This is a genomic window from Chryseobacterium sp. CY350, from assembly GCF_027945075.1.
Lineage (GTDB): Bacteria > Bacteroidota > Bacteroidia > Flavobacteriales > Weeksellaceae > Chryseobacterium.
The window spans coordinates 1,717,292-1,736,680 of record NZ_CP116034.1; the positions used below are offsets into that span (position 1 = coordinate 1,717,292).

Annotated in this window: 16 protein-coding genes and 1 pseudogene; 9 read left to right on the forward strand and 8 right to left on the reverse strand. The window is 34.2% G+C overall.

Annotated elements, in window-relative coordinates; genetic code table 11:
- Positions 1 to 2: 2 nt before the first annotated feature.
- Positions 3 to 2,828, forward strand: coding sequence for a GH92 family glycosyl hydrolase (locus tag PGH12_RS07850; RefSeq protein ID WP_267597624.1), 2,826 nt, complete (start codon positions 3 to 5; stop codon positions 2,826 to 2,828).
- Between the two features lie 52 nt (positions 2,829 to 2,880).
- Here the strand turns inward: PGH12_RS07850 and PGH12_RS07855 are convergent, their stop codons facing one another.
- The 3 genes and pseudogenes from PGH12_RS07855 to PGH12_RS07865 all read right to left on the reverse strand — a co-directional run bounded on the left by PGH12_RS07855 (position 2,881) and on the right by PGH12_RS07865 (position 5,667).
- Complete coding sequence (locus PGH12_RS07855; RefSeq protein ID WP_267597625.1) at positions 2,881 to 3,492, reverse strand: hypothetical protein; 612 nt, start codon at positions 3,490 to 3,492, stop codon at positions 2,881 to 2,883.
- A 34-nt stretch (positions 3,493 to 3,526) separates the two neighbouring features.
- A pseudogene (locus tag PGH12_RS07860) lies at positions 3,527 to 4,240 on the reverse strand (phytanoyl-CoA dioxygenase family protein).
- 176 nt (positions 4,241 to 4,416) lie between these two features.
- Positions 4,417 to 5,667, reverse strand: a complete 1,251-nt coding sequence (locus PGH12_RS07865; RefSeq protein WP_267597627.1) for a dicarboxylate/amino acid:cation symporter — start codon at positions 5,665 to 5,667, stop codon at positions 4,417 to 4,419.
- Between the two features lie 210 nt (positions 5,668 to 5,877).
- On the opposite strand from PGH12_RS07865, the gene PGH12_RS07870 reads away from it, so the two are divergent.
- From PGH12_RS07870 to PGH12_RS07900, 7 genes are all read left to right on the forward strand, one after another.
- Positions 5,878 to 6,369, forward strand: a complete 492-nt coding sequence (locus PGH12_RS07870; protein WP_267597628.1) for a BON domain-containing protein — start codon at positions 5,878 to 5,880, stop codon at positions 6,367 to 6,369.
- Between the two features lie 6 nt (positions 6,370 to 6,375).
- Complete coding sequence (locus tag PGH12_RS07875) at positions 6,376 to 6,795, forward strand: SH3 domain-containing protein (RefSeq protein WP_267597629.1); 420 nt, start codon at positions 6,376 to 6,378, stop codon at positions 6,793 to 6,795.
- A gap of 93 nt (positions 6,796 to 6,888) precedes the next feature.
- Entirely contained in the window at positions 6,889 to 9,666 is a 2,778-nt protein-coding gene (locus PGH12_RS07880) for an outer membrane beta-barrel protein (protein WP_267597631.1), read from the forward strand.
- A gap of 239 nt (positions 9,667 to 9,905) precedes the next feature.
- Positions 9,906 to 10,442 (forward strand): carboxymuconolactone decarboxylase family protein, encoded by a 537-nt coding sequence (locus tag PGH12_RS07885; protein WP_267597632.1) that lies wholly within the window; start codon positions 9,906 to 9,908, stop codon positions 10,440 to 10,442.
- Positions 10,443 to 10,505: 63 nt separating this feature from the next.
- On the forward strand, positions 10,506 to 10,928 hold the full coding sequence (locus PGH12_RS07890; RefSeq protein WP_267597633.1) for a nuclear transport factor 2 family protein: 423 nt from the start codon (positions 10,506 to 10,508) through the stop codon (positions 10,926 to 10,928).
- Positions 10,929 to 10,933: 5 nt separating this feature from the next.
- Complete coding sequence (locus PGH12_RS07895; protein ID WP_267597634.1) at positions 10,934 to 11,818, forward strand: helix-turn-helix domain-containing protein; 885 nt, start codon at positions 10,934 to 10,936, stop codon at positions 11,816 to 11,818.
- 108 nt (positions 11,819 to 11,926) lie between these two features.
- Positions 11,927 to 13,783, forward strand: a complete 1,857-nt coding sequence (locus tag PGH12_RS07900; protein WP_267597636.1) for a CocE/NonD family hydrolase — start codon at positions 11,927 to 11,929, stop codon at positions 13,781 to 13,783.
- Positions 13,784 to 13,860: 77 nt separating this feature from the next.
- Here the strand turns inward: PGH12_RS07900 and PGH12_RS07905 are convergent, their stop codons facing one another.
- From PGH12_RS07905 to PGH12_RS07925, 5 genes are all read right to left on the reverse strand, one after another.
- The gene (locus PGH12_RS07905; RefSeq protein WP_267597638.1) at positions 13,861 to 14,472 is read right to left on the reverse strand and encodes an alpha-ketoglutarate-dependent dioxygenase AlkB family protein; all 612 of its coding nucleotides are present in this window, start codon (positions 14,470 to 14,472) and stop codon (positions 13,861 to 13,863) included.
- Positions 14,473 to 14,558: 86 nt separating this feature from the next.
- The gene (locus PGH12_RS07910; RefSeq protein WP_267597639.1) at positions 14,559 to 15,416 is read right to left on the reverse strand and encodes a bifunctional helix-turn-helix domain-containing protein/methylated-DNA--[protein]-cysteine S-methyltransferase; all 858 of its coding nucleotides are present in this window, start codon (positions 15,414 to 15,416) and stop codon (positions 14,559 to 14,561) included.
- 66 nt (positions 15,417 to 15,482) lie between these two features.
- A complete protein-coding gene (speB, locus tag PGH12_RS07915; protein ID WP_267597641.1) occupies positions 15,483 to 16,334 on the reverse strand; it encodes an agmatinase in 852 nt (283 codons plus the stop codon).
- A gap of 194 nt (positions 16,335 to 16,528) precedes the next feature.
- Complete coding sequence (locus PGH12_RS07920; protein WP_267597643.1) at positions 16,529 to 17,578, reverse strand: XRE family transcriptional regulator; 1,050 nt, start codon at positions 17,576 to 17,578, stop codon at positions 16,529 to 16,531.
- 48 nt (positions 17,579 to 17,626) lie between these two features.
- The gene (locus PGH12_RS07925) at positions 17,627 to 18,280 is read right to left on the reverse strand and encodes a hypothetical protein (protein ID WP_267597644.1); all 654 of its coding nucleotides are present in this window, start codon (positions 18,278 to 18,280) and stop codon (positions 17,627 to 17,629) included.
- A gap of 400 nt (positions 18,281 to 18,680) precedes the next feature.
- Here PGH12_RS07925 and PGH12_RS07930 point away from each other — a divergent pair, with 400 nt between their 5' ends.
- A complete protein-coding gene (locus PGH12_RS07930) occupies positions 18,681 to 19,340 on the forward strand; it encodes an HAD family hydrolase (RefSeq protein WP_267597645.1) in 660 nt (219 codons plus the stop codon).
- The last annotated feature ends 49 nt before the right edge of the window (positions 19,341 to 19,389 follow it).

Here is a 19,389-nt window from a genome sequence, read left to right on the forward strand (position 1 = left end):
TCATGCAGAAATTTTTATTTATTCTTTTAGGATTAATTACTCATAACTTATTTTCACAAAATTATTCGCAATACGTGAATCCTTTTATCGGAACAGGTGGTCACGGACATACTTTTCCGGGTGCCATCGTCCCTTTTGGGATGGTGCAGCTTTCTCCCGATACAAGAATTGACGGAAGCTGGGATGGCTGCAGCGGTTATCATTATTCTGATTCTGTGATTTATGGTTTTTCACATACGCATCTGAATGGAACCGGAGTTTCAGATTACGGCGACATTATGTTGATGCCCACGATGGGAACTCCGGGATTAACGCCGAAAGAATATTCATCAAAATTTTCACACAAAAACGAAAAAGCTACAGCAGGGTTCTATTCAGTTAAATTAGACAAACATAATATCGACGTTCGTTTAACCACAACAAAAAGAGTTGGTTATCACGAATATAAATTTAACAAAGCCGGAAATGCCAATATTATTTTAGATTTAAATCACAGAGATAAATTACTGGAAGGTGAAGTAAGAATTATCGACAGTAAAACCATAGAAGTTTTCAGGAGAAGTGAAGCCTGGGCAACGAATCAGTATATTTATGCGAGAATTGAGTTTTCTAAACCAATGAAAATTTCGAAAGAATTTTTAAACGGTGAAAAAATTGATGGAATCAGTGAAGGCAAAAAGAAAGTTTCCTATGATGGTGACAAGTTAGCTTTAGCTTTCACAACTGCCGTTAAAAGTGGCGAGAAAATTCTTGTAAAAGTGGCGATTTCACCAACGGGTTATGAAGGTGCGGGAAAAAATATGCTGGCTGAAGGAAAATCAAATGACTTCAACGAAGTTCAAAATCAGGCGGTTGCAGATTGGAATAAAGAACTTTCAAAAATTGAAGTGAAGTCTGCCGACAAGGACAAACTGACCGTTTTTTATACAGCAATGTATCACGTTTTTACACAACCGAACATCAATATGGATGTTGATGGAAAATACAGAGGAAGAGACAACAAATTTTATATGGCGAAAGACTTCGGGTACTATTCCGTTTTTTCACTTTGGGATACCTTCAGAGGCGCACATCCGCTGATGGCTTTAATTGATAAAAAAAGAACAGCAGATTTCATCAATACATTCATCAAACAATACGAGCAGGGCGGAAAACTTCCGGTTTGGGAACTTGCTTCCAACGAAACAGAATGTATGATTGGTTATCACGGAGTTTCTGTAATAGCCGACGCGATGGCAAAAGGAATTACAGGATTTGATTATGAAAAAGCTTTTCAGGCTTCAAAAAATTCGGCAATGCAGGATATTTTTGGCTTAAATGCTTACAAACAAAATAATTATATCAGCATTGATGATGAGCACGAAAGTGTTTCTAAAACATTGGAATACGCCTACGACGACTGGTGTATCGCTCAGATGGCGAAAATTTTAAACAAAAAAGACGATTACGAATATTTCATGAAACGTTCTCAAAACTGGAAAAATCTTTACAATCCAAATAACGGTTTTATGCAGGCGAGAAAGAACGGAAACTGGTATGAGCCGTTTGACCCGAGTGAAGTCAACAACAATTATACGGAAGGAAATTCGTGGCATTATTCCTATTCTGTGATGCAGGATATTCCGGCTTTAATTGCAGCTCATGGCGGAAAGGAAAAATTTGAACAGTTTATTGATGCAATTTTCGCAGCTTCTGATAAAACGACAGGAAGAGAACAGGTGGATATTACAGGTTTGATGGGTCAATACGCACAAGGAAACGAACCGAGTCATCATATCGCTTACCTTTATAATTTCGTTGATAAACCACAGAAAACGGAGGCAAAAATCAAATATATTCTCGATAATTTCTATAAAAATTCGCCGGATGGTCTGATTGGTAATGAAGATTGCGGACAGATGAGTGCGTGGTTTATTTTAAGTTCGATGGGAATTTATTCGGTAACGCCGGGAAAACCTGAGTGGGAAACCGTAACGCCTTATTTTGATGAAATTAAACTTCACTTAGAAGACGGAACTACGAGAATCATTACGAAAAACACTCCGAAAAGCGAGCTTAAACATTTGGGATTTGAGAACGTAAAAATGGCTAAAGATTTAAAATATCCTGAACAAACTGCTTCTCCGGTAATTGCTGCGGATCGATTGTTTGATTTTACAACTCAGGTGAAAATCACACCTTTGAACGAAAAAGACAAAATCTATTACATGACTTTGGATGAAGATGATGCCAACGTGAGAAAAACTTTTAAGGCTTACAAAGAACCATTTACCATCAGCAAAACGACGCAGGTTTCTACTTACGCCGAACGAAATGGCGAAAAAAGCGGAATCACAACTGCCAATTTCAACAGAAGACCCAACCATTGGGATATTACCATTAATGCTAATGTTAATCTGCAATACACAGCAGGCGGAAAACTGGCTTTGATTGACGGAATCAACGGTGATACGAATTGGCGAAAAGGTGAATGGCAGGGTTATCAGGGACAAACTGTAGAAGCGATAATTGATTTTAAATCGCCACAACCAATCAATCATATCTCGTCGACCTATCTCCAGGACAGCAGAGCATGGATCTTAATGCCCAAAAAAGTAGAATATTACGCTTCAATGGATGGCAAAACTTATATTCTTCTCAAGACTTTGGAAAATAATATTGATCCGAAAGATACGAATGTTCAACTGAAAGATTTCGCAACTGAAGTCCTTCCAACCGAAGCACGTTATCTAAAGGTAAAAGCCTATCACTTTGGAAAACTTCCTGAATGGCATCAAGGAGCGGATGGTGAAGCTTATATTTTTGTGGATGAGATTTCTGTAAAATAAAATATTTGCAGTTTAAAATAATGAAACCTCTTTCAATTTGGAAGAGGTTTATTTAGGGCTTTTCTAAATCTACAACATTCTTATTAATAAGAAATTTAAAATTTTCGCTACTCACAGAATGGTTTCTATCGATTTGATACAGCATTTTTACTTTTGTTGAATCTGTGTAATTTTCCTCTCTTATCGCAAGAGTATTTGAAACAATTACGTTTCCCATTTTGCTCTTGTCGAGTACAATGAGCGAATCCTTTATTTGATATTTTCCGCGTGTAATATCTGCTCCAATTCCAGCATGATTAATAAATTTATACGTTCCGTTCTCTCTGAATTCAAACCATGCTCCGTTAAAATCGCCATCGTAACTTGCATGAATAATTACAGGAGAATTGTCTCTCATGCTTAAAACCAAATTGGTGACTCCAAATGAAAGCAATATCAGAAGACCAACCAGTGATGGAAGATAATTTTTCACAGATCGTGAAAGTTTATATTTATGATAATCTTTGTATATCGAAAGACTTAGAAAAAGTAAAAAGATAAGCAGAAGGAATCCATAAATTAATTCCTGAAACACCATTTCACTGTCTGAATTCTGGATTTTCCACTGATTATAATAGAACCCAATGATTATCAAAGGAAGAATTAGCCAATTTTTTCTGATCATTTTACATTATGTTTTTTAGTTTAAATGAAATTTTTTAATTCATTTTCTCCGACCACTGCAATTCTGCAGGAAGTTCTTTATCCGAAAATTCAATATGAATCACTCTCCGTTTTTTACCGTTCGTTGTTCGGTTTGAACCGTGGAGAAGCAAAGGTTTCATAATCATAATCCCTCCTTTTTTTGCACTACAAACCGTTTCTGTTTCTACATCCCAGTCGATGGTTTCGGGTCTGTAAATTCCTTTTGAGTGAGATTGTGGAACAACTTTTAAAGCTCCATTATTTTCATCGGTATCGTCTAAATGAATTCTTATTGTAAAAATATTTTTAAGAATATCTAAAGGTGGCTGAACGGCAAACTGATTCTATTTGGTCGTCCACGGTCCGAAATTTTCCAGACTAACTTTTTTATCGACAGAAATGGTCAAATCCTGATGATAAGCAACGTACCAATTTGATTTTTCAGGTTTATCGAAGTAGATGCTTTTGACGACAAAATAATTTTCTCCAAAAATTTCTTTGATGATCGCTTTTAAATTTTCATTAAAAATCAAATCTTTTACTTCAGGAATTTCCTTTAAAAACTGACGGATCGCAAAAAGATCTTCCGATTTCCTGAATGTTTCTTTTGAAGTGTCAATACTTTGAATGACTTCGCTTATTTTTTCAATTTCTTTCGCAGAAAAAACATTGCTGATAACGGAAAATCCTTTATCAGCAATTGTATTTTTATGTTGTTGTAAGTTCATTTAATTATAGGTTTTTAATCTATTTTTAACGCAAATCTCGCAGAGTTTTTAATTTAAATGATTGAAATATTTTTCGTTCACAAACGCGTTTCACTTAGCAAAATACAAATTTCATAAAAAACGGTCAACAGAGAAGAAATCCTCTATTGACCGTTTATTTAAGTTAAATTAACATTTTACAAATCGCCACCATGATTATCAAGCTGACCTTCCCATTTTGAAACAGCAGACGTGGCCAACGCATTTCCTAAAACATTGGTCATACTTCTTGCCATATCGCAGAAGTGATCGATTGGTAAAATTAAGGCAATTCCTTCCGGTGGAATTCCAAACATTGAACAGGTTGCTACGATAATTACCAAAGAAGCTCTCGGAACTCCCGCAATTCCTTTTGAGGTTAACATTAATACCAAAAGCATCGTAATCTGTTGACCGACAGTCATTTCAATTCCGTAGATCTGAGCGATGAAAATTGATGCAAAAGTCATGTACATCATACTTCCATCCAGATTGAATGAATATCCCAAAGGTAAAATAAATGATACTACTCTATTATTACAGCCGAATCTTTCCAGCTCTTCAACCAATTTGGGGAAAACTGCTTCTGAACTTGTTGTTGAGAAAGCGATTAATAATGGTGATTTTATTCTTCTTAATAATTCGAAAAGTCGGTTTCCTAAGATTAAATATCCTACTATTAACAATACGAGCCATAAAACTGCTATAGCAAAGAAAAAGTCTCTCAAATAAATAGCGTAGACTTTAAAAATCTCAAAACCATTGGTTGCAACTACGGCTGCAATTGCACCTAAAACTCCAAGCGGCGCAAACCACATGATGTAGCCCACCATTTTAAGAATTGCATGAGCAATAACGTCAAATAACTTGATAACGGGCTGTGCATATTCGTCACCTAAATTAGCCAAAGCAACGCCAAACATAATGGAGAAAACGACAATCTGAAGAACTTCGTTTGTTGCAAAAGCTTCAAAAATACTTTTAGGAATAATATGTTTCACAAAATCTTCCATAGAGAAGCCTTTGCTTGATTTTAAAAGTTCGTCCGCAGATGCAGCATCCTGAATCGGGAGTTTTGTAACGTGACCGGGTTCCAGCCAATTAACCAAAATCAAACCTATGAAAAGAGAAATTAATGATGCAGAAATAAACCAAAGCATCGCTTTTGATCCTACTCTACCAATCATTTTAATATCACTCATTTTGGCAATTCCTACCACTAATGTTGTAAAAACCAAAGGCGCAATGATCATCTGTACCAACCTAATAAAAACGGTACCCAAAAGTTTGATGTTATCTGAAAACGGTTTTGCACTTTCGGGATATTGAATATGTACAAATCCGCCGATTACCACACCAACGATCAGTGCAACAATGATTGCTATAAATAACTTATTCTGTCCTTTCATATATAGAGTTCAATTGCCACAAATATAAAGGTTTTTCAATTGAAGTATAAACTTATGTTAAAATTACTTAAAATTCATTAATTAAAAATTAATATGCACAAAATGAAACATTTAAAATAAAACATTGATAGATTTATTTTTTATTTAGGTAAATGGTACAAATTTTATTATTACATTTGAGTCTAATTAAAACATTAAATTAAATCAATTATGAAAAAAACAATCGCAATGTCTGCCCTAGCTTTGGCAGTATCGTTTGGATCTATTTCGTGTAAAAAGAAAGTTTCTGATGCTGAATTACAAACTTCAGCGACTACAATTGTAGCTTCTAACCCAGCGGCAACAGTAGAAATTAAAGAAGGTGTTGCTCATCTTGGAGGAACATTTGCTACTCAGGCTGAAAAAGACGCTGCCATTAAATCTCTTAAGGAAATTAAAGGTGTAAAAGATGTACATGATATGGCTACTATTGCTCCGGCAGTTACTGCGCCAGAACCTGTAACTACTACAACAGCTGTAGATCCTATGGTTCAGCAAAAAGTGAAAGATGCGTTGAAAGATTTCCCTTCTGTAAATGTGGAAGTTGTAAACGGAGAGCTTACTCTTACAGGTACTGCATCTTCTGTACAGGCAAGAAAAATCAAAGAATCTGTAGATGCTTTGAAAGTTGGAAAAGTAAATTACAATTACACAGTTAAATAATTAGACATGAGCACATTACAAGATAAATACTCTAGCGTAGTTTCTGCAGCTCAGTCTGCAGGTGTTTCAAATCTTCAGGTTCAGGAGCAAGACGGAATTCTTTATGTTTCAGGACACGCTTCAAATACTGCAGCAAAAGACGCAGTTTGGAACGCTTTGGGAGCAATAGACTCTACTTATTCTGCTTCAGACATTAACATCGATGTACAGGTTGCTGGTTTAGCTGCGGGAGCATCTTTAACGATTGCAACTGAAGATTCTAACCTCAATATCAGACAAGAGCCTTCTACGGAAGCTGCGGTTGTGGGTAAAGCGGCAAAAGGTTCTTCGGTAACATTGGTAGAACAAACTTCTGATGACTGGTGGAAAGTTAAAACTGCCGATGGACAGGAAGGTTACGCATACTCAAGATATCTAAGAGCATAAGTTTTAAAAACTCACACTTTTTAGAATATTTAACATTTAACATCCCCAATCGGGGATGTTTTTTTTATACTTTTGCGCATCTAAAATATACAAATGAAGAAAATTTTATTGCTGTTGCTATTACTAATCAACGCAGTTATTCTCAATGCACAAAAGATCAGCATCGACGGAAAAGTTTTAAATTTCGAAAAAAAACCCGTAGAAAATGCTACTGTTTATCTTCTTAAACAAAAAGATTCGTCAATAATCAACTATACCTCGACCAATCGGGAGGGCAAATTTTCTTTGAAAACTGACGAAGTTGCCGAAGCTGCCGTTCTCAAAATTGATGCCGACAAACTCATTCCTTTTTCAAAAAATTATGACAGAATAGAACAGTCAATGTCATTAGGAGACATAGAGTTAGAAAAAAATTCTGTTTTTAATATAGAAGAGGTGAAAATTTCGGCTTCACCTGTAAAAATTAAAAAAGATACGATTGAATTTAATGCTTCGGCAATAAAAGTTCGTCCCGACAGTAAAATTGAAGAACTTCTAAAACAAATTCCCGGCGTCGAAATCAGCAATGAAGGTAAAATTACCGTCAATGGAAAAGAAGTCGACCAAATTATGATCAACGGAAAGCCTTTTTTCGATAAAGACGGAAAAATTGCTTTGCAAAATCTTCCCGCCGATATTATAAAAAACATTCAGTTTACTACAACGAAGACTAAAGAAGAGGAACTGAGTGGAAAAACTGCAAAATCAAACAATACAACCATTAATTTCAATATTGATGAGAAAAAAAATAAGGGTTTGATCTCCAGATTAACGCTTGGCTACGGCTCTGATAAAAGATATGAAGGCAGCGGATTGCTAAGTTATTTTAAAAAAGACACCAAAATTAGTTTACTGGCATCATCCAACAACATCAATTCTCAGGGTTTTTCTAATGATGAGGTTTTCGACAGCATGGGACATGGGAGAAATTCCTGGTTAATGCAGGGCGGGAGCGTGATAACGTCAGGAGGAAATGTAACTTATTACAGCCAGGGCGGAAATGGCAATACAAAAGGAATCCAAAGATCTACAACGGTAGGTTTTAATTACAGCGATAAATTGTCTAAAGATTCAGATCTTGAAACTTTCAGTCTCATGCATTCGGATAATAATCTTGAAACGAGATCTAAAGTTTCGAGAACAACACTTCTACCCGATTATACTTTGAAAACCAACTCAGAAAGCGAAGGAGAAAATGATAACAGACAATATAATTTTGATACCTCTGCAAGAATAAAGTTTGATTCTCTGACAAGCATTTACATTTCACCATCTTTTTCACGAAGCGAAGGATTTAATTTTAATAAATCTAAATCGAGCACTTTGCGAGACAATCTTCTTCTTAATGAAAGTGATTCTTACACAAGCACAGATTCTGAAAGCAATTCATTTAATCCAAATATTTATTTTTCTAAAAAATTCAGAAAGAAAGGAAGAACTGCGTATGCAAATATGAATACAACGATCTCCGAATCTAAGAGCGACCGTTTAAATAAATCTCAGACTTTATTTTATCAAAACGCAGAACCGAGTGACATTCGAGATCAGCTTTCAAAAAGCAAAACGCAGACAAACAGCTATAGATTTAGCGCGGGATATTCTGAGCCTCTTTCTGATTCTACTTCTATAAGCTTAAATGTAAGTTACGAAAATAATCTCGACAAAAATCTGAGAGATGTAAGTAATTTTGATCAAAATACTGGCAATTATTCTAATTACAATAACGTATTATCTAATCAAATGGATCAGAAAATCGACAAAATCACTCCGGAAATAGTTTATGAAATCAATAAAAGTAAACTTAATCTGTGGGCTACAGCAGATCTTGACATTTCAAATATGAACGTGAATTCTATATTTAACGGGCAGCAGTATAACCTGCAGAAAAACTTTGCACTTCCCGGTTATAGCATCAATGTACAGTATCAGTTTTCACAAAACAAAAGTTTAAGCTTTTATAATTATTCAGATTTTACGATTCCATCTGCTGATCAACTTACGCCTTACATAGATCTTGCGAATCCGTTAATTGCCTATCAGGGAAATCCTGATCTTAAAAATCCGTGGAGCAATCAGGCTTACCTTTATTTCAACAATTTTAATATACTGAAAAACACCAGTTACTATGTTAACCTTAGTTTTACATACGGTAATAATGATGTGGTAAACTATTCTTATTTTGATGATTCCGGAAAACAATTTGTAACCTATTCGAATGTGAGCGGAAATAAAAACATCAATTTCGGCGGCGGTTTTAGCAAAACTTTTAAATGGAAAGAAAATAAACTTACACTCAACCCGAGATTTAGCACAAACTACAGTTACAACCGGGGATTCATCAATTCTGTACAATACACCAGCGATTCTTATACAATCAGCCCAAGTTTTAATCTTACCTATGAAGTAAAAGATAAAATTACCATAAAACCATCATATAGAATCAGTTACAATTTCTCAGATTATACCAATTATGATATCGGAAGAGTGCAGACCACAAATCAGGTTGTAAAATTAGAGCTTACCAACTATATTTTTAAAACAAAACTCGTCTTTGGCAATGATTTTGAATACAACACAAACTCAAACATTGCTCCGGGTTTCAAGAGAGATTTTTATTTCTGGAACACAAGTTTAGGATATTCATTTTTCAACAAACAGCTTACTGCAAAAGTGAAAGTATATGATGTTCTGAATCAAAACCAAAGTGTAAGGAGAACCATAATGCCTGCATATTTTGAGGATCGTGAAGATCTTATTCTGAAACGTTACGTGATGTTTTCACTTACCATGAAACTGAATAAATTTGCCGGTAAAAAAACGGAAAGTAAATAACGACCAAACCAACCTATATATATTTTTGCTAAAATGATCAGAAGAGATTCTGATCATTTTCTTTTTTTAAATCTCTTCCTGTTTTTATTTTAAGAAAAAAGATGTCATCCGAACAAACATTTTTATTGAGAAAGGGAAAATCGTCCATGATCTAGCGTTTATCGTCCATTTTTTTCATGTCTAATCCGGCGCATCTTTGTACTGTTAATAACGACAAACAATTTAAAAAAAATAACAAAATGACAACAGTACAATTTAATGTCCCGACAAGAGAAGAAGTTGCACCTGCAAACCAGGCAATTTTTGACAATCTACAAAAAGCATTGAGTTTCGTTCCCAATTTATATGCGACTATTGCTTATTCCGAGAATGGTTTAGCAAGATTTCTGGCCTATCAAAATGCTAAAACTTCTTTATCCAACAAAGAAAAAGAAGCAGTAAATTTGATCGTAAGTCAGGTAAATGAATGTATATATTGTCAAAGCGCGCATTTGGTGATCGGAAAAATGAACGGTTTTACTGATGAGCAGTTAACTGATATCCGCAAAGGAAAAAGTGAAAACCCTAAATTAAATGCTTTGGTAAATCTGGCTGCGGATATTACAAAAAACAGAGGAAATGCAAGTGATGATCATGTAAATGCTTTTTTTGAACAAGGTTATACTAAAGAAAATTTAGTAGATTTGATTCTTCAGGTTAGTGATAAAACTGCGATGAATTATCTGCATAATTTAACAAAAGTGCCTGTAGATTTTCCTTTAGCACCTTCTTTATAAAAATAATTTAATACAAAAGTCTGTTGATTTTTCAGACTTTTGTATTTTTAAATTGACACAAATATGAACAACGAAAATAAAAAATTTCCATTGCCGCCCTTCACTTTACAAACGGCTCTTCAAAAAGTTCAGATGGCAGAAGACGCCTGGAATACACAGGATCCTGAGAAAATCTGCATGGCTTATACCATTGATACAGAATGGAGAAACAGAACCGAATTCATCAACGGAAGAGAAGAAGTGAAAGCTTTTCTGAAAAGAAAATGGGAAAAAGAACGGCAGTACAAACTTAAAAAAGAACTTTGGGGATTCCGGGAAAACCGAATGGCGGTAAGGTTTGAATATGAATATCAAAATCCCGAAGGAAAATGGTTCAGAGCGTACGGAAACGAAAACTGGGAATTTGATGAAAACGGGCTGATGCAGAAAAGATTTGCCAGCATCAACGATCTGGAAATTGATGAAAAAGACAGAAAACTAAAATAATCACCATGTCAAAAGAATATCAGAAAGAGCATACACTTGTAAATCCTGTCAACGGAAATCTTGCTTTTAAGGTGTCTTCGTTCGAAAGCAATACCCATTTTGACAATATACAAAGACTCAATTATTACAGTATCATATTAATTAACAGCGGGAAAGGAAAATTAAAAATTGATTTCAGCGAATATGATTTTACCGAAAATATGCTTCTGAGCTTTGTTCCTTATCAGCCATTTATGCTGGAGAGTGATGAAAATATCAGTGGATTTATTCTCAATTTTCATCCAGATTTTTTTTGTATTCATAAGCATCAGAAAGAGGTGGCTTGTAATGGTGTATTGTTTAATGATATTTACAAACCTCCTTTTATAACTCTGGAATACAGCGAAATGCAAAATTTCCACACATTAATCCAGCAAATGAAAGATGAATTACAAAATGCTGAACTTGCTCAATATGAATTATTGGTTTCGTATTTAAAAATTTTCCTCATTACGGCTTCCCGCATCAAAGTTAATCAGTCTCCAAAAGCACAACGGGATTTTGCACAGATCAAAGAACCTTTTATTTTACAAAACCTGAAAGATTCTATTGAAAAAAACTTTAAAACAAAGCATTCTGCCAACGATTATGCTGTACTGCTGAACATTTCACCAAAAGCACTGGCTAAAACCACAAAATCGTATTTTAATAAAACTTTAACCGATTTAATATCTGAAAGAATCATCATTGAAGCCAAACGTGAGTTATATTTAACATCGAAATCTGTGAAGGAAATCGCCTACGAGCTTGGATATGAAGACGAACATTATTTTAGCCGGTTTTTTAAAAACAATGCAGATATTTCTCCGCAGATCTTTAGAGAGACGGTAGGTTTTGCAAGAGCCGAATAAAATTATTTTTTTAATGACCTCATTTATCAACGATCAGAAGAACACTCAGGTCGTTTTTTTTGTTTTAAGTAAAAGGTTTTATTTCTAAATTAGCATCAAATTTTATTTATGAAGATTAATTTCTCAGTTCTGCTGATATTCCTTTTCTTTTTGGGAAATGCACAGAACAGTCAGCCGGACACTTTTGTAAAAGACAACTTCACCAAAAAAGAAGTGTATATTCCGATGCGTGACGGGACAAAACTTTTTACGGCAGTCTATATTCCGAAAGATATTTCAAAGAAAAATAAATATCCTTTTTTGATGCAGAGAACCTGCTACAGCATTGCGCCATACGGTGAAAATGAATACAGAACCAAACTCGGTCTCAATCCTTATTTAATGAAAGATAAATACATTTTTGTTTTTCAGGATGTTCGCGGACGATACATGAGCGAAGGAACTTTCACGAATATGACTCCGCAGGTTGAGCGAAAAACCAAAAAAGATGTTGATGAAAGTACCGATACTTACGACACGATCGACTGGTTACTGAAAAACGTCAAAGACAACAACGGGAAAGTAGGACAATACGGAACTTCTTATCCTGGATTTTATACCGCTGCCGGAACTTTAGCGCAACACCCTGCATTGGTAGCTTCGTCTCCACAAGCTCCGATTTCAGATTTTTGGAATGATGATTTTCTGCATAACGGAAAATTTATGCTGGCATATTTCAGAACATTTCCCGTTTTTGGAGTTCAGAAAACTAAGGCTGAAAACAAAGCATGGTATTCAGATTCTATGATTAAAGCCAACTCTGAAGACGGCTTAAAATTCTACAGAGAACTGGGAACCTTGAAAGACGCTTATGATAAATATTATAAAGATAATTTCTTCATGACCGAAATTATGAATCATCCCAACTATGATGAATACTGGCAAAAAAGAAGTCTTCTCCCTCATCTGAAAAATGTAAATCATGCGGTAATGACTGTCGGAGGATGGTTTGATGCTGAAGATCTTTCGGGTCCTTTAAATATTTATAAAACCATCGAAAAAACGAGTCCGAAAGCCAAAAATACCATTGTGATGGGACCATTTTCTCACGGCGCATGGGCTTATGAGCAGGGAAGACATTTCCATAACCAAATTTATTTCGGAGACAGTATTGCAACCTATTATCAGAAAAATATTGAGACTAAATTTTTTAATCATTATTTGAAAGGAAATACTAAAGAAGATGCAGGTTTACCCGAAGCTTTAATGTATGACACAGGTTCAAAACAATGGAGAGAATTTGCGCAATATCCACCAAAAAACGCTCAGAAAATCAATTTTTATTTAGCTGATAAAACCTTAAAAAATACTTCTGGACAAGGATTTTCAGAATATTACAGTGATCCGAACAATCCTGTTTTAAGTTCAGATAACCTGAAAGATTTCAATGGCTTTACTCCAAAAAATTATATGTCGGAAGATCAGAGATTCGCAGAAGGAAGACCAGATGTTTTGACTTTCACCACCGATATCTTAACAGAGGATATTACTTTCGCAGGAGAAATTATGGCTAAGTTAAATATCGCTTCCACTTCCACAGATGCAGATTTTGCAGTAAAATTAATAGATATTTATCCTGAAGATTTTAAACCTGCTGAAAAGAAAGAAGGCGTTATTTACGGAAATTATCATCAGATGGTACGAAGCGAAATCATGCCTGCAAGATTCAGGAATTCAAGAGAAAAGGCAGAAGCTCTGGTTCCGAATCAGAAAACGGCAGTGAATTTCAGATTACAGGATGTTGTTCATACTTTCAAAAAAGGACATAAAATTCAGATACAGATTTCTTCAACATGGTTTCCGCTTTTTGCTATCAATCCACAGAAATTCATGGATAATCCGAATTTTGCAACGAAGGAAGATTACACAAAAGCGCTGATCAAAATTTTTGAAGATTCAGCAGTTGAAGTTGAAGTTTTGAAATAATTTTAAGTTAGAAGTTAGAAGTTAGAAGTTAGAGACAAAATTACGTACAGAATGGCAGTGTTATCGACACTGCCTTTTTATTCTTCAATCGTCCTGAACGTCAGATTCACTCTCGGAGTTTTCACTTTTGTGGTTGGAGGAAGCCGATGCATCCACTGATCTTGCGTTTCGCCTTTCATCACCAGCAAACTTCCATTTTCCAGGAATAATTCTACTTTTTCTTTGGTCGTTTTATGTTTAAATAAGAATTTTCTTTCCGCTCCAAACGTTAATGACGCAATAGCTCCATGCTTTTTCAGATCTTTCTCGCCATCGCTGTGATACGCCATTCCTTCGCTTCCGTCATGGTATAAATTCAACAGGCACGAATTGTAGGTTTCACCGGAAACCGCTTCACATTTTTGCTTTAGTTGTAATAATTCCGGAGTCCAGATTTTTGCATATTTTGTTCGTTTTGAATAGGTATACTCAAATGGTTTTTCTCCGAACCAGGCAACTTTTCGTTTGGTTAAAATCAGTTTACCGAAAATCACGGCTTCATCATTTTCCCACGGAATTTCGTTGAATAAATAGTGATAGTTTTGTTCGCATTCTTCATCAGAAAAAATCTTACCGTAATATTCTGTTATTCCGTCTTTTGGAAGAATATTGATGGGGAAATTTTGGATATTTTCGAATAAATTCAGCATTGATTTTTAATTAATGTTTACGGTTAAAATTTAACCATTAAATTGATGAAAAAGGTAAGGAAATGTAAGTTTGCTTAGCTTAAGAATTATAAGGTCAGGTCGTCAGAATAAATCTTTGCACTCTCCCAGCCAATCATCAGCTGCTTTCTGTCGGTTCCCCACATGTAACCGCCCAATTTTCCAGACGATTGTATGACGCGATGACAAGGAATCAAAAATGCGACAGGATTACTGCCAATCGCTGTTCCGACTGCTCTGGATGCTTTCGGATTGCCAACTGCATTCGCTAAATTTCCGTAGGTTGATAACTTTCCCAAGGGAATTGTCAATAGACTTTCCCATACTTTTAACTGAAAATCTGTTCCCTTTAAATGAAGTTTCACAGAATTCAGTTTTGACCAGTCTTTATTGAAAATTGAAAGAGCATTTCTTTGCATTTCGTTCTGATTCTCAAAAAAAGATGCATTGGGAAATTTATTAATTAAATCTCTCAATGCATTTTCTTTATCTTCTTCAAACGCCATGTAACAGATTCCTTTGTCGGTTGACGCTACGATAACTTTTCCAAAACAGGTTTCTGAAAAGCTGTATTGAATGCTAAGATTTTTTCCGCCGTTTTTGTATTCGGCAGGAGACATTCCTTCAATGTTTACAAACAAATCATGAAGTCTGCTTGTACTGGAAAGTCCGGTTTCGTAAGATGCATCAAAAAGGGATAATTTTTCATCTTTTAGTAAACTTTTCGCGTGTTCAAGACTGATGAACTGCAAAAATTTCTTCGGACTTGTACCTGCCCAATCTGTAAATATTCTCTGAAAATGAGCCGGACTCAGATTTATGTTCGCTGCCACTTCATCCAGATTAGGCTGAAGCTTAAAATTGCTACGGATATACTCTATCGCTTTGGCAATTCTATGGTAGTCAATTTGATTTTGTGTGGACATTGTTTTTCATTTACCTCACAAAGTTCCAGAAAAAATACCTCCTGAAAAATCCGAATCCTGCGAAGTTTAGTTTTTATTAATATGATAATAAGCCAACATTTTATAATACAGTTTTGCGGCTAAGAATGCGCTTGGTTTTGAATAAGCAGAATCCATCAACTCAACAATATCAAAAGCGACAACATTGCATTTTTCAAAAACTTTTCTCAACAGTTCTAAAGTCGGATACCATTGTAAACCACCCGGTTCTGGAGTTCCTGTAGAAGGTGCAATTGACGGATCAAAAGCATCAAGATCAATCGTTATATACACATTTCCTGAAACTTTTTCTAAAACATCATTCACCCAGTTTTCATTATTGGCAATTTCGTGAGCAAAAAACACTCTTCCTTCAGGTAAATATTCAGCTTCTTCAACATCCATTGAACGAATTCCCACCTGCACCAAATTATGCTTTTGGTTTGCTTCAAAAACCGCACACGCGTGATTGGAAGTCGAACCGTGAAATTCAGGGCGAAGATCTGTATGCGCATCTAATTGTAAAACCGTAAGATTTTCAAATTTCTCACCAACCGCACGAATTGAACCGATAGAAACCGAATGTTCACCACCAAAAAGCGTAAACAATTTATCAGTTGCCAAAAGCTCTTTCGTTTTCTGATAAACCGCTTCTGTCATTGCTTCAGGACTTGATTTTTCCGAAACTTCTCCTGCCATATAAACTCCTTCCAAATAAGGTTCTGTTCCCGTTTCGATGTCGTACAATTCCATGTTTTCAGAAGCATCGAGGAACAATTCCGGACCTTTGTCTGCGCCTTTTCCCCAAGTTGAAGTTCCGTCATAAGGAACAGTTACCAAAACTACTTTTGAATTTTCTAACGAAGCATTTTCTTCAGGAATTCCTGCGTATGTTTTCATAATTTATAATTAAAAAATTAAATGATTTAAAGATTAAAATATTTTCGCCAAAGATACAAAGAAGTTGGGAGATTGGCAGGATATGAAGGACGGGAGAAACACTGAAAGAATACAATACTTCAGTATTCAGTCACAGAAAATATTATTAGTTGCTATAATTCAAAAAAAATCCCTCATAATTGAGGGATATAAATTTATGAAATTTTTAATTTTACGATTTTATCAGAATTAAATAACTCGTCTGAAATATCAATGGGCAATGATGTATAATTTGAAAAATCGTCTAAAGAATATGCTAAATCATTTTTGAAAATATTTATAGCATTTTTTAAACAAGTTGGTTTATCTATAAAAACCTCAATTGGTTCTTTTTTAGTGTATCCATTTCTACTCATTTCTATTAAAAAATACTTATAACGATTTTCATCTATACATTTTAAGTCTTTTGCTCTCCTAATTATAGACGACATTGAAGTCAACCAATAACTTTTCAAATCTCCTAACTCATTCAACCTTATGTTTCTTAAAGCATTTTTTATGGACTTTTCAGGCATCAAAAATTCACTAGCAAACTGATTAGCTTCCTTTTCTTTATCTCGATAAGATGAAATTGGAAAATTATTCTCATTATGCATCAAAATATGTCCCAATTCGTGGGCGATTGTGAATCGTTTTCTATCATTAGAGAAATTTTTATTTACAATAATTACTGGAAATCCTTTGTCTGAAATAAACGAAACGCCATCAAATTTTTCATCATCATTAATCTCAAAAAGAATAATTCCCGACGATTCTAAAAGAGAAAATATATTTTTTATTGGTTCATCTCCATTACTTTTTAATATTCTTCTTGTATAATTAGCAATATATTCTGGATAATAGCCATCCTCAACATTCAATGGAGACAATGTAAAATCAGGCCATTCTATAGATTCTGAAAGTTCATCGATGACATAACCAATAACCTTACATTTATTTTCAAATTTTAAAATTTTAGCTTTGCTCACAGTAGCTCTTTTTCTATAATTCGCATTTTCAATAGTTGTATTGATTTTACGATAATAGAAACTTTCTGGAAAATCCAAAAATACAATAATTTTTTTCTGAACATCCTCAGATAAAACACCAAATCCTTTCTCAAATTTTGAAAGATTAGATTGAGAAAGACCCTGAATTTGATTCGACAATTCTGTTTGAGAATATCCTCGATATTCTCTAGCGAATGTTAATTGTTTGTGGTTCATAATAGTATTCTCAATTTAGATAAAAGTAATCAAAGTGCTGCGAAATTACTAATTAGCTTTTTTTATTACATTTTGTACTTTCAATCTTGGAACAACTTCAGTTATATCATTAACGGTTTCATTTTTAGAAGTAGGAATTTTTATTCCCAGGTCATTTTCGTTAATAGAGAAGTTAACTTCACCATCATCAATATAAATTAATTGTGGATTTACGAATTGTCCAAATCTATTTTTTTGATAACCAAAATACAATATTGGTTCATCATTAAAATCTGAATTAGCAAATAAGTCTAAAACTTGATTTTGGCTTAATATCGATTGTACATTAATCGTTTTAATATTCATTGGTTTCCCTTTTCCATTCAATTTCTTAAACAAAATCAAATAACCATTGGTTCTTAAAATTAATCTTTTATATCTTCCGTAAAATGCTTTTTCTCCAAAAGCATTGGAAAGAGATTCGGCAAAACTACTTTGCATAACACTAGCTTCAAATGTTCTTGACCTATGAGAGGGCTCAAATGATGATAATACAATATTCGTTTTAGCTAATGCAGTATAAAATACGTTAAACAATAGTTGTAGTTCTTTCTTTAACTCAACTTTACATTCACTTTCAGAGGCAAGTCTTCTTTTCCCTTGCATTCTTCTTGACAAATTATTATCTTTGTCGGACAAATCAAAAAAATCTGGTTCTGTCATAATCATAAATATTTGTGCAGCACTTTGAAAACTTATATCTCTGCTCCAACAGAGATTTTTTATTTTACAAATATACGAAAAAAAACAGAGTTATATAAATTTTACAATATTTTGTATATAATTTTTTAATTATTTTGTATTAATTTTCAATTTTAAATCATTTGCGAATATCAGTTTATGAGCAATTATATATTTGTTACAAAGGCGTTTCTCTAAATTTTATCCAATTAATAAATTACTTTTGCTATTTTCTTTATTATTAATATCTTCTTCTATCTTGTGTCCCTCAAGTTTTTAAAAATTTAAATTACAGTCTGCTATAATCTCTAAGCATAAATCTCAATAATAAGTTTTTCCAAATTCTTAAATTTTAAAACATTATTTTTGCAAAAATTAAAACATGTCATTAAAAGCTGTGCTGTTCGATATGGATGGCGTAATTGTAGATACAGAACCATTGCACAGAAAAGCGTATTTCAAAACATTTGACCAATTGAAAGTCCCTGTTTCTGAAAAACTTTATACCTCTTTCACAGGAGCTTCTACCAAGAGAGTTTGCGAAACTTTAATCAGTGAATTCAATCTTTCTCATTCGCATGAAGATATTGCTGCAATTAAGAGAGGTCATTTTAAAGATTATTTTTACAATGATGAAGAATTTGATCTGATTCCCGGTGTAAAAAAATTGATCGAACATTATCATGAAAATGGAATCACATTAATATTAGCTTCTTCCGCAACAATGACGACTATCAAGATGGTTTTTGAAAAATTTGATTTAGAAAAATACTTTAGCGGAAAAATAAGCGGTGCCGATTTGCAGGAATCTAAACCTCATCCTGAAATTTTCATCAAGGCTGCTGAAATGGCAAACCAACCTATTGAAAACTGTATGGTTATTGAAGATTCTACCAATGGCATTTTAGCGGCACATCGTGCTAATATTTTCTGTGCGGCTTACAAAAGTGAACATACACATAATCAGGATTACAGTTTGGCAAATATTATCGTTTCAGATTATTCAGAACTGGAAGTTGATAAGATTTCGAAATTCTTTTAAACATAAAAACGGCTCTCAAAATTGAGAGCCGTTTTTATATACGTTTTAG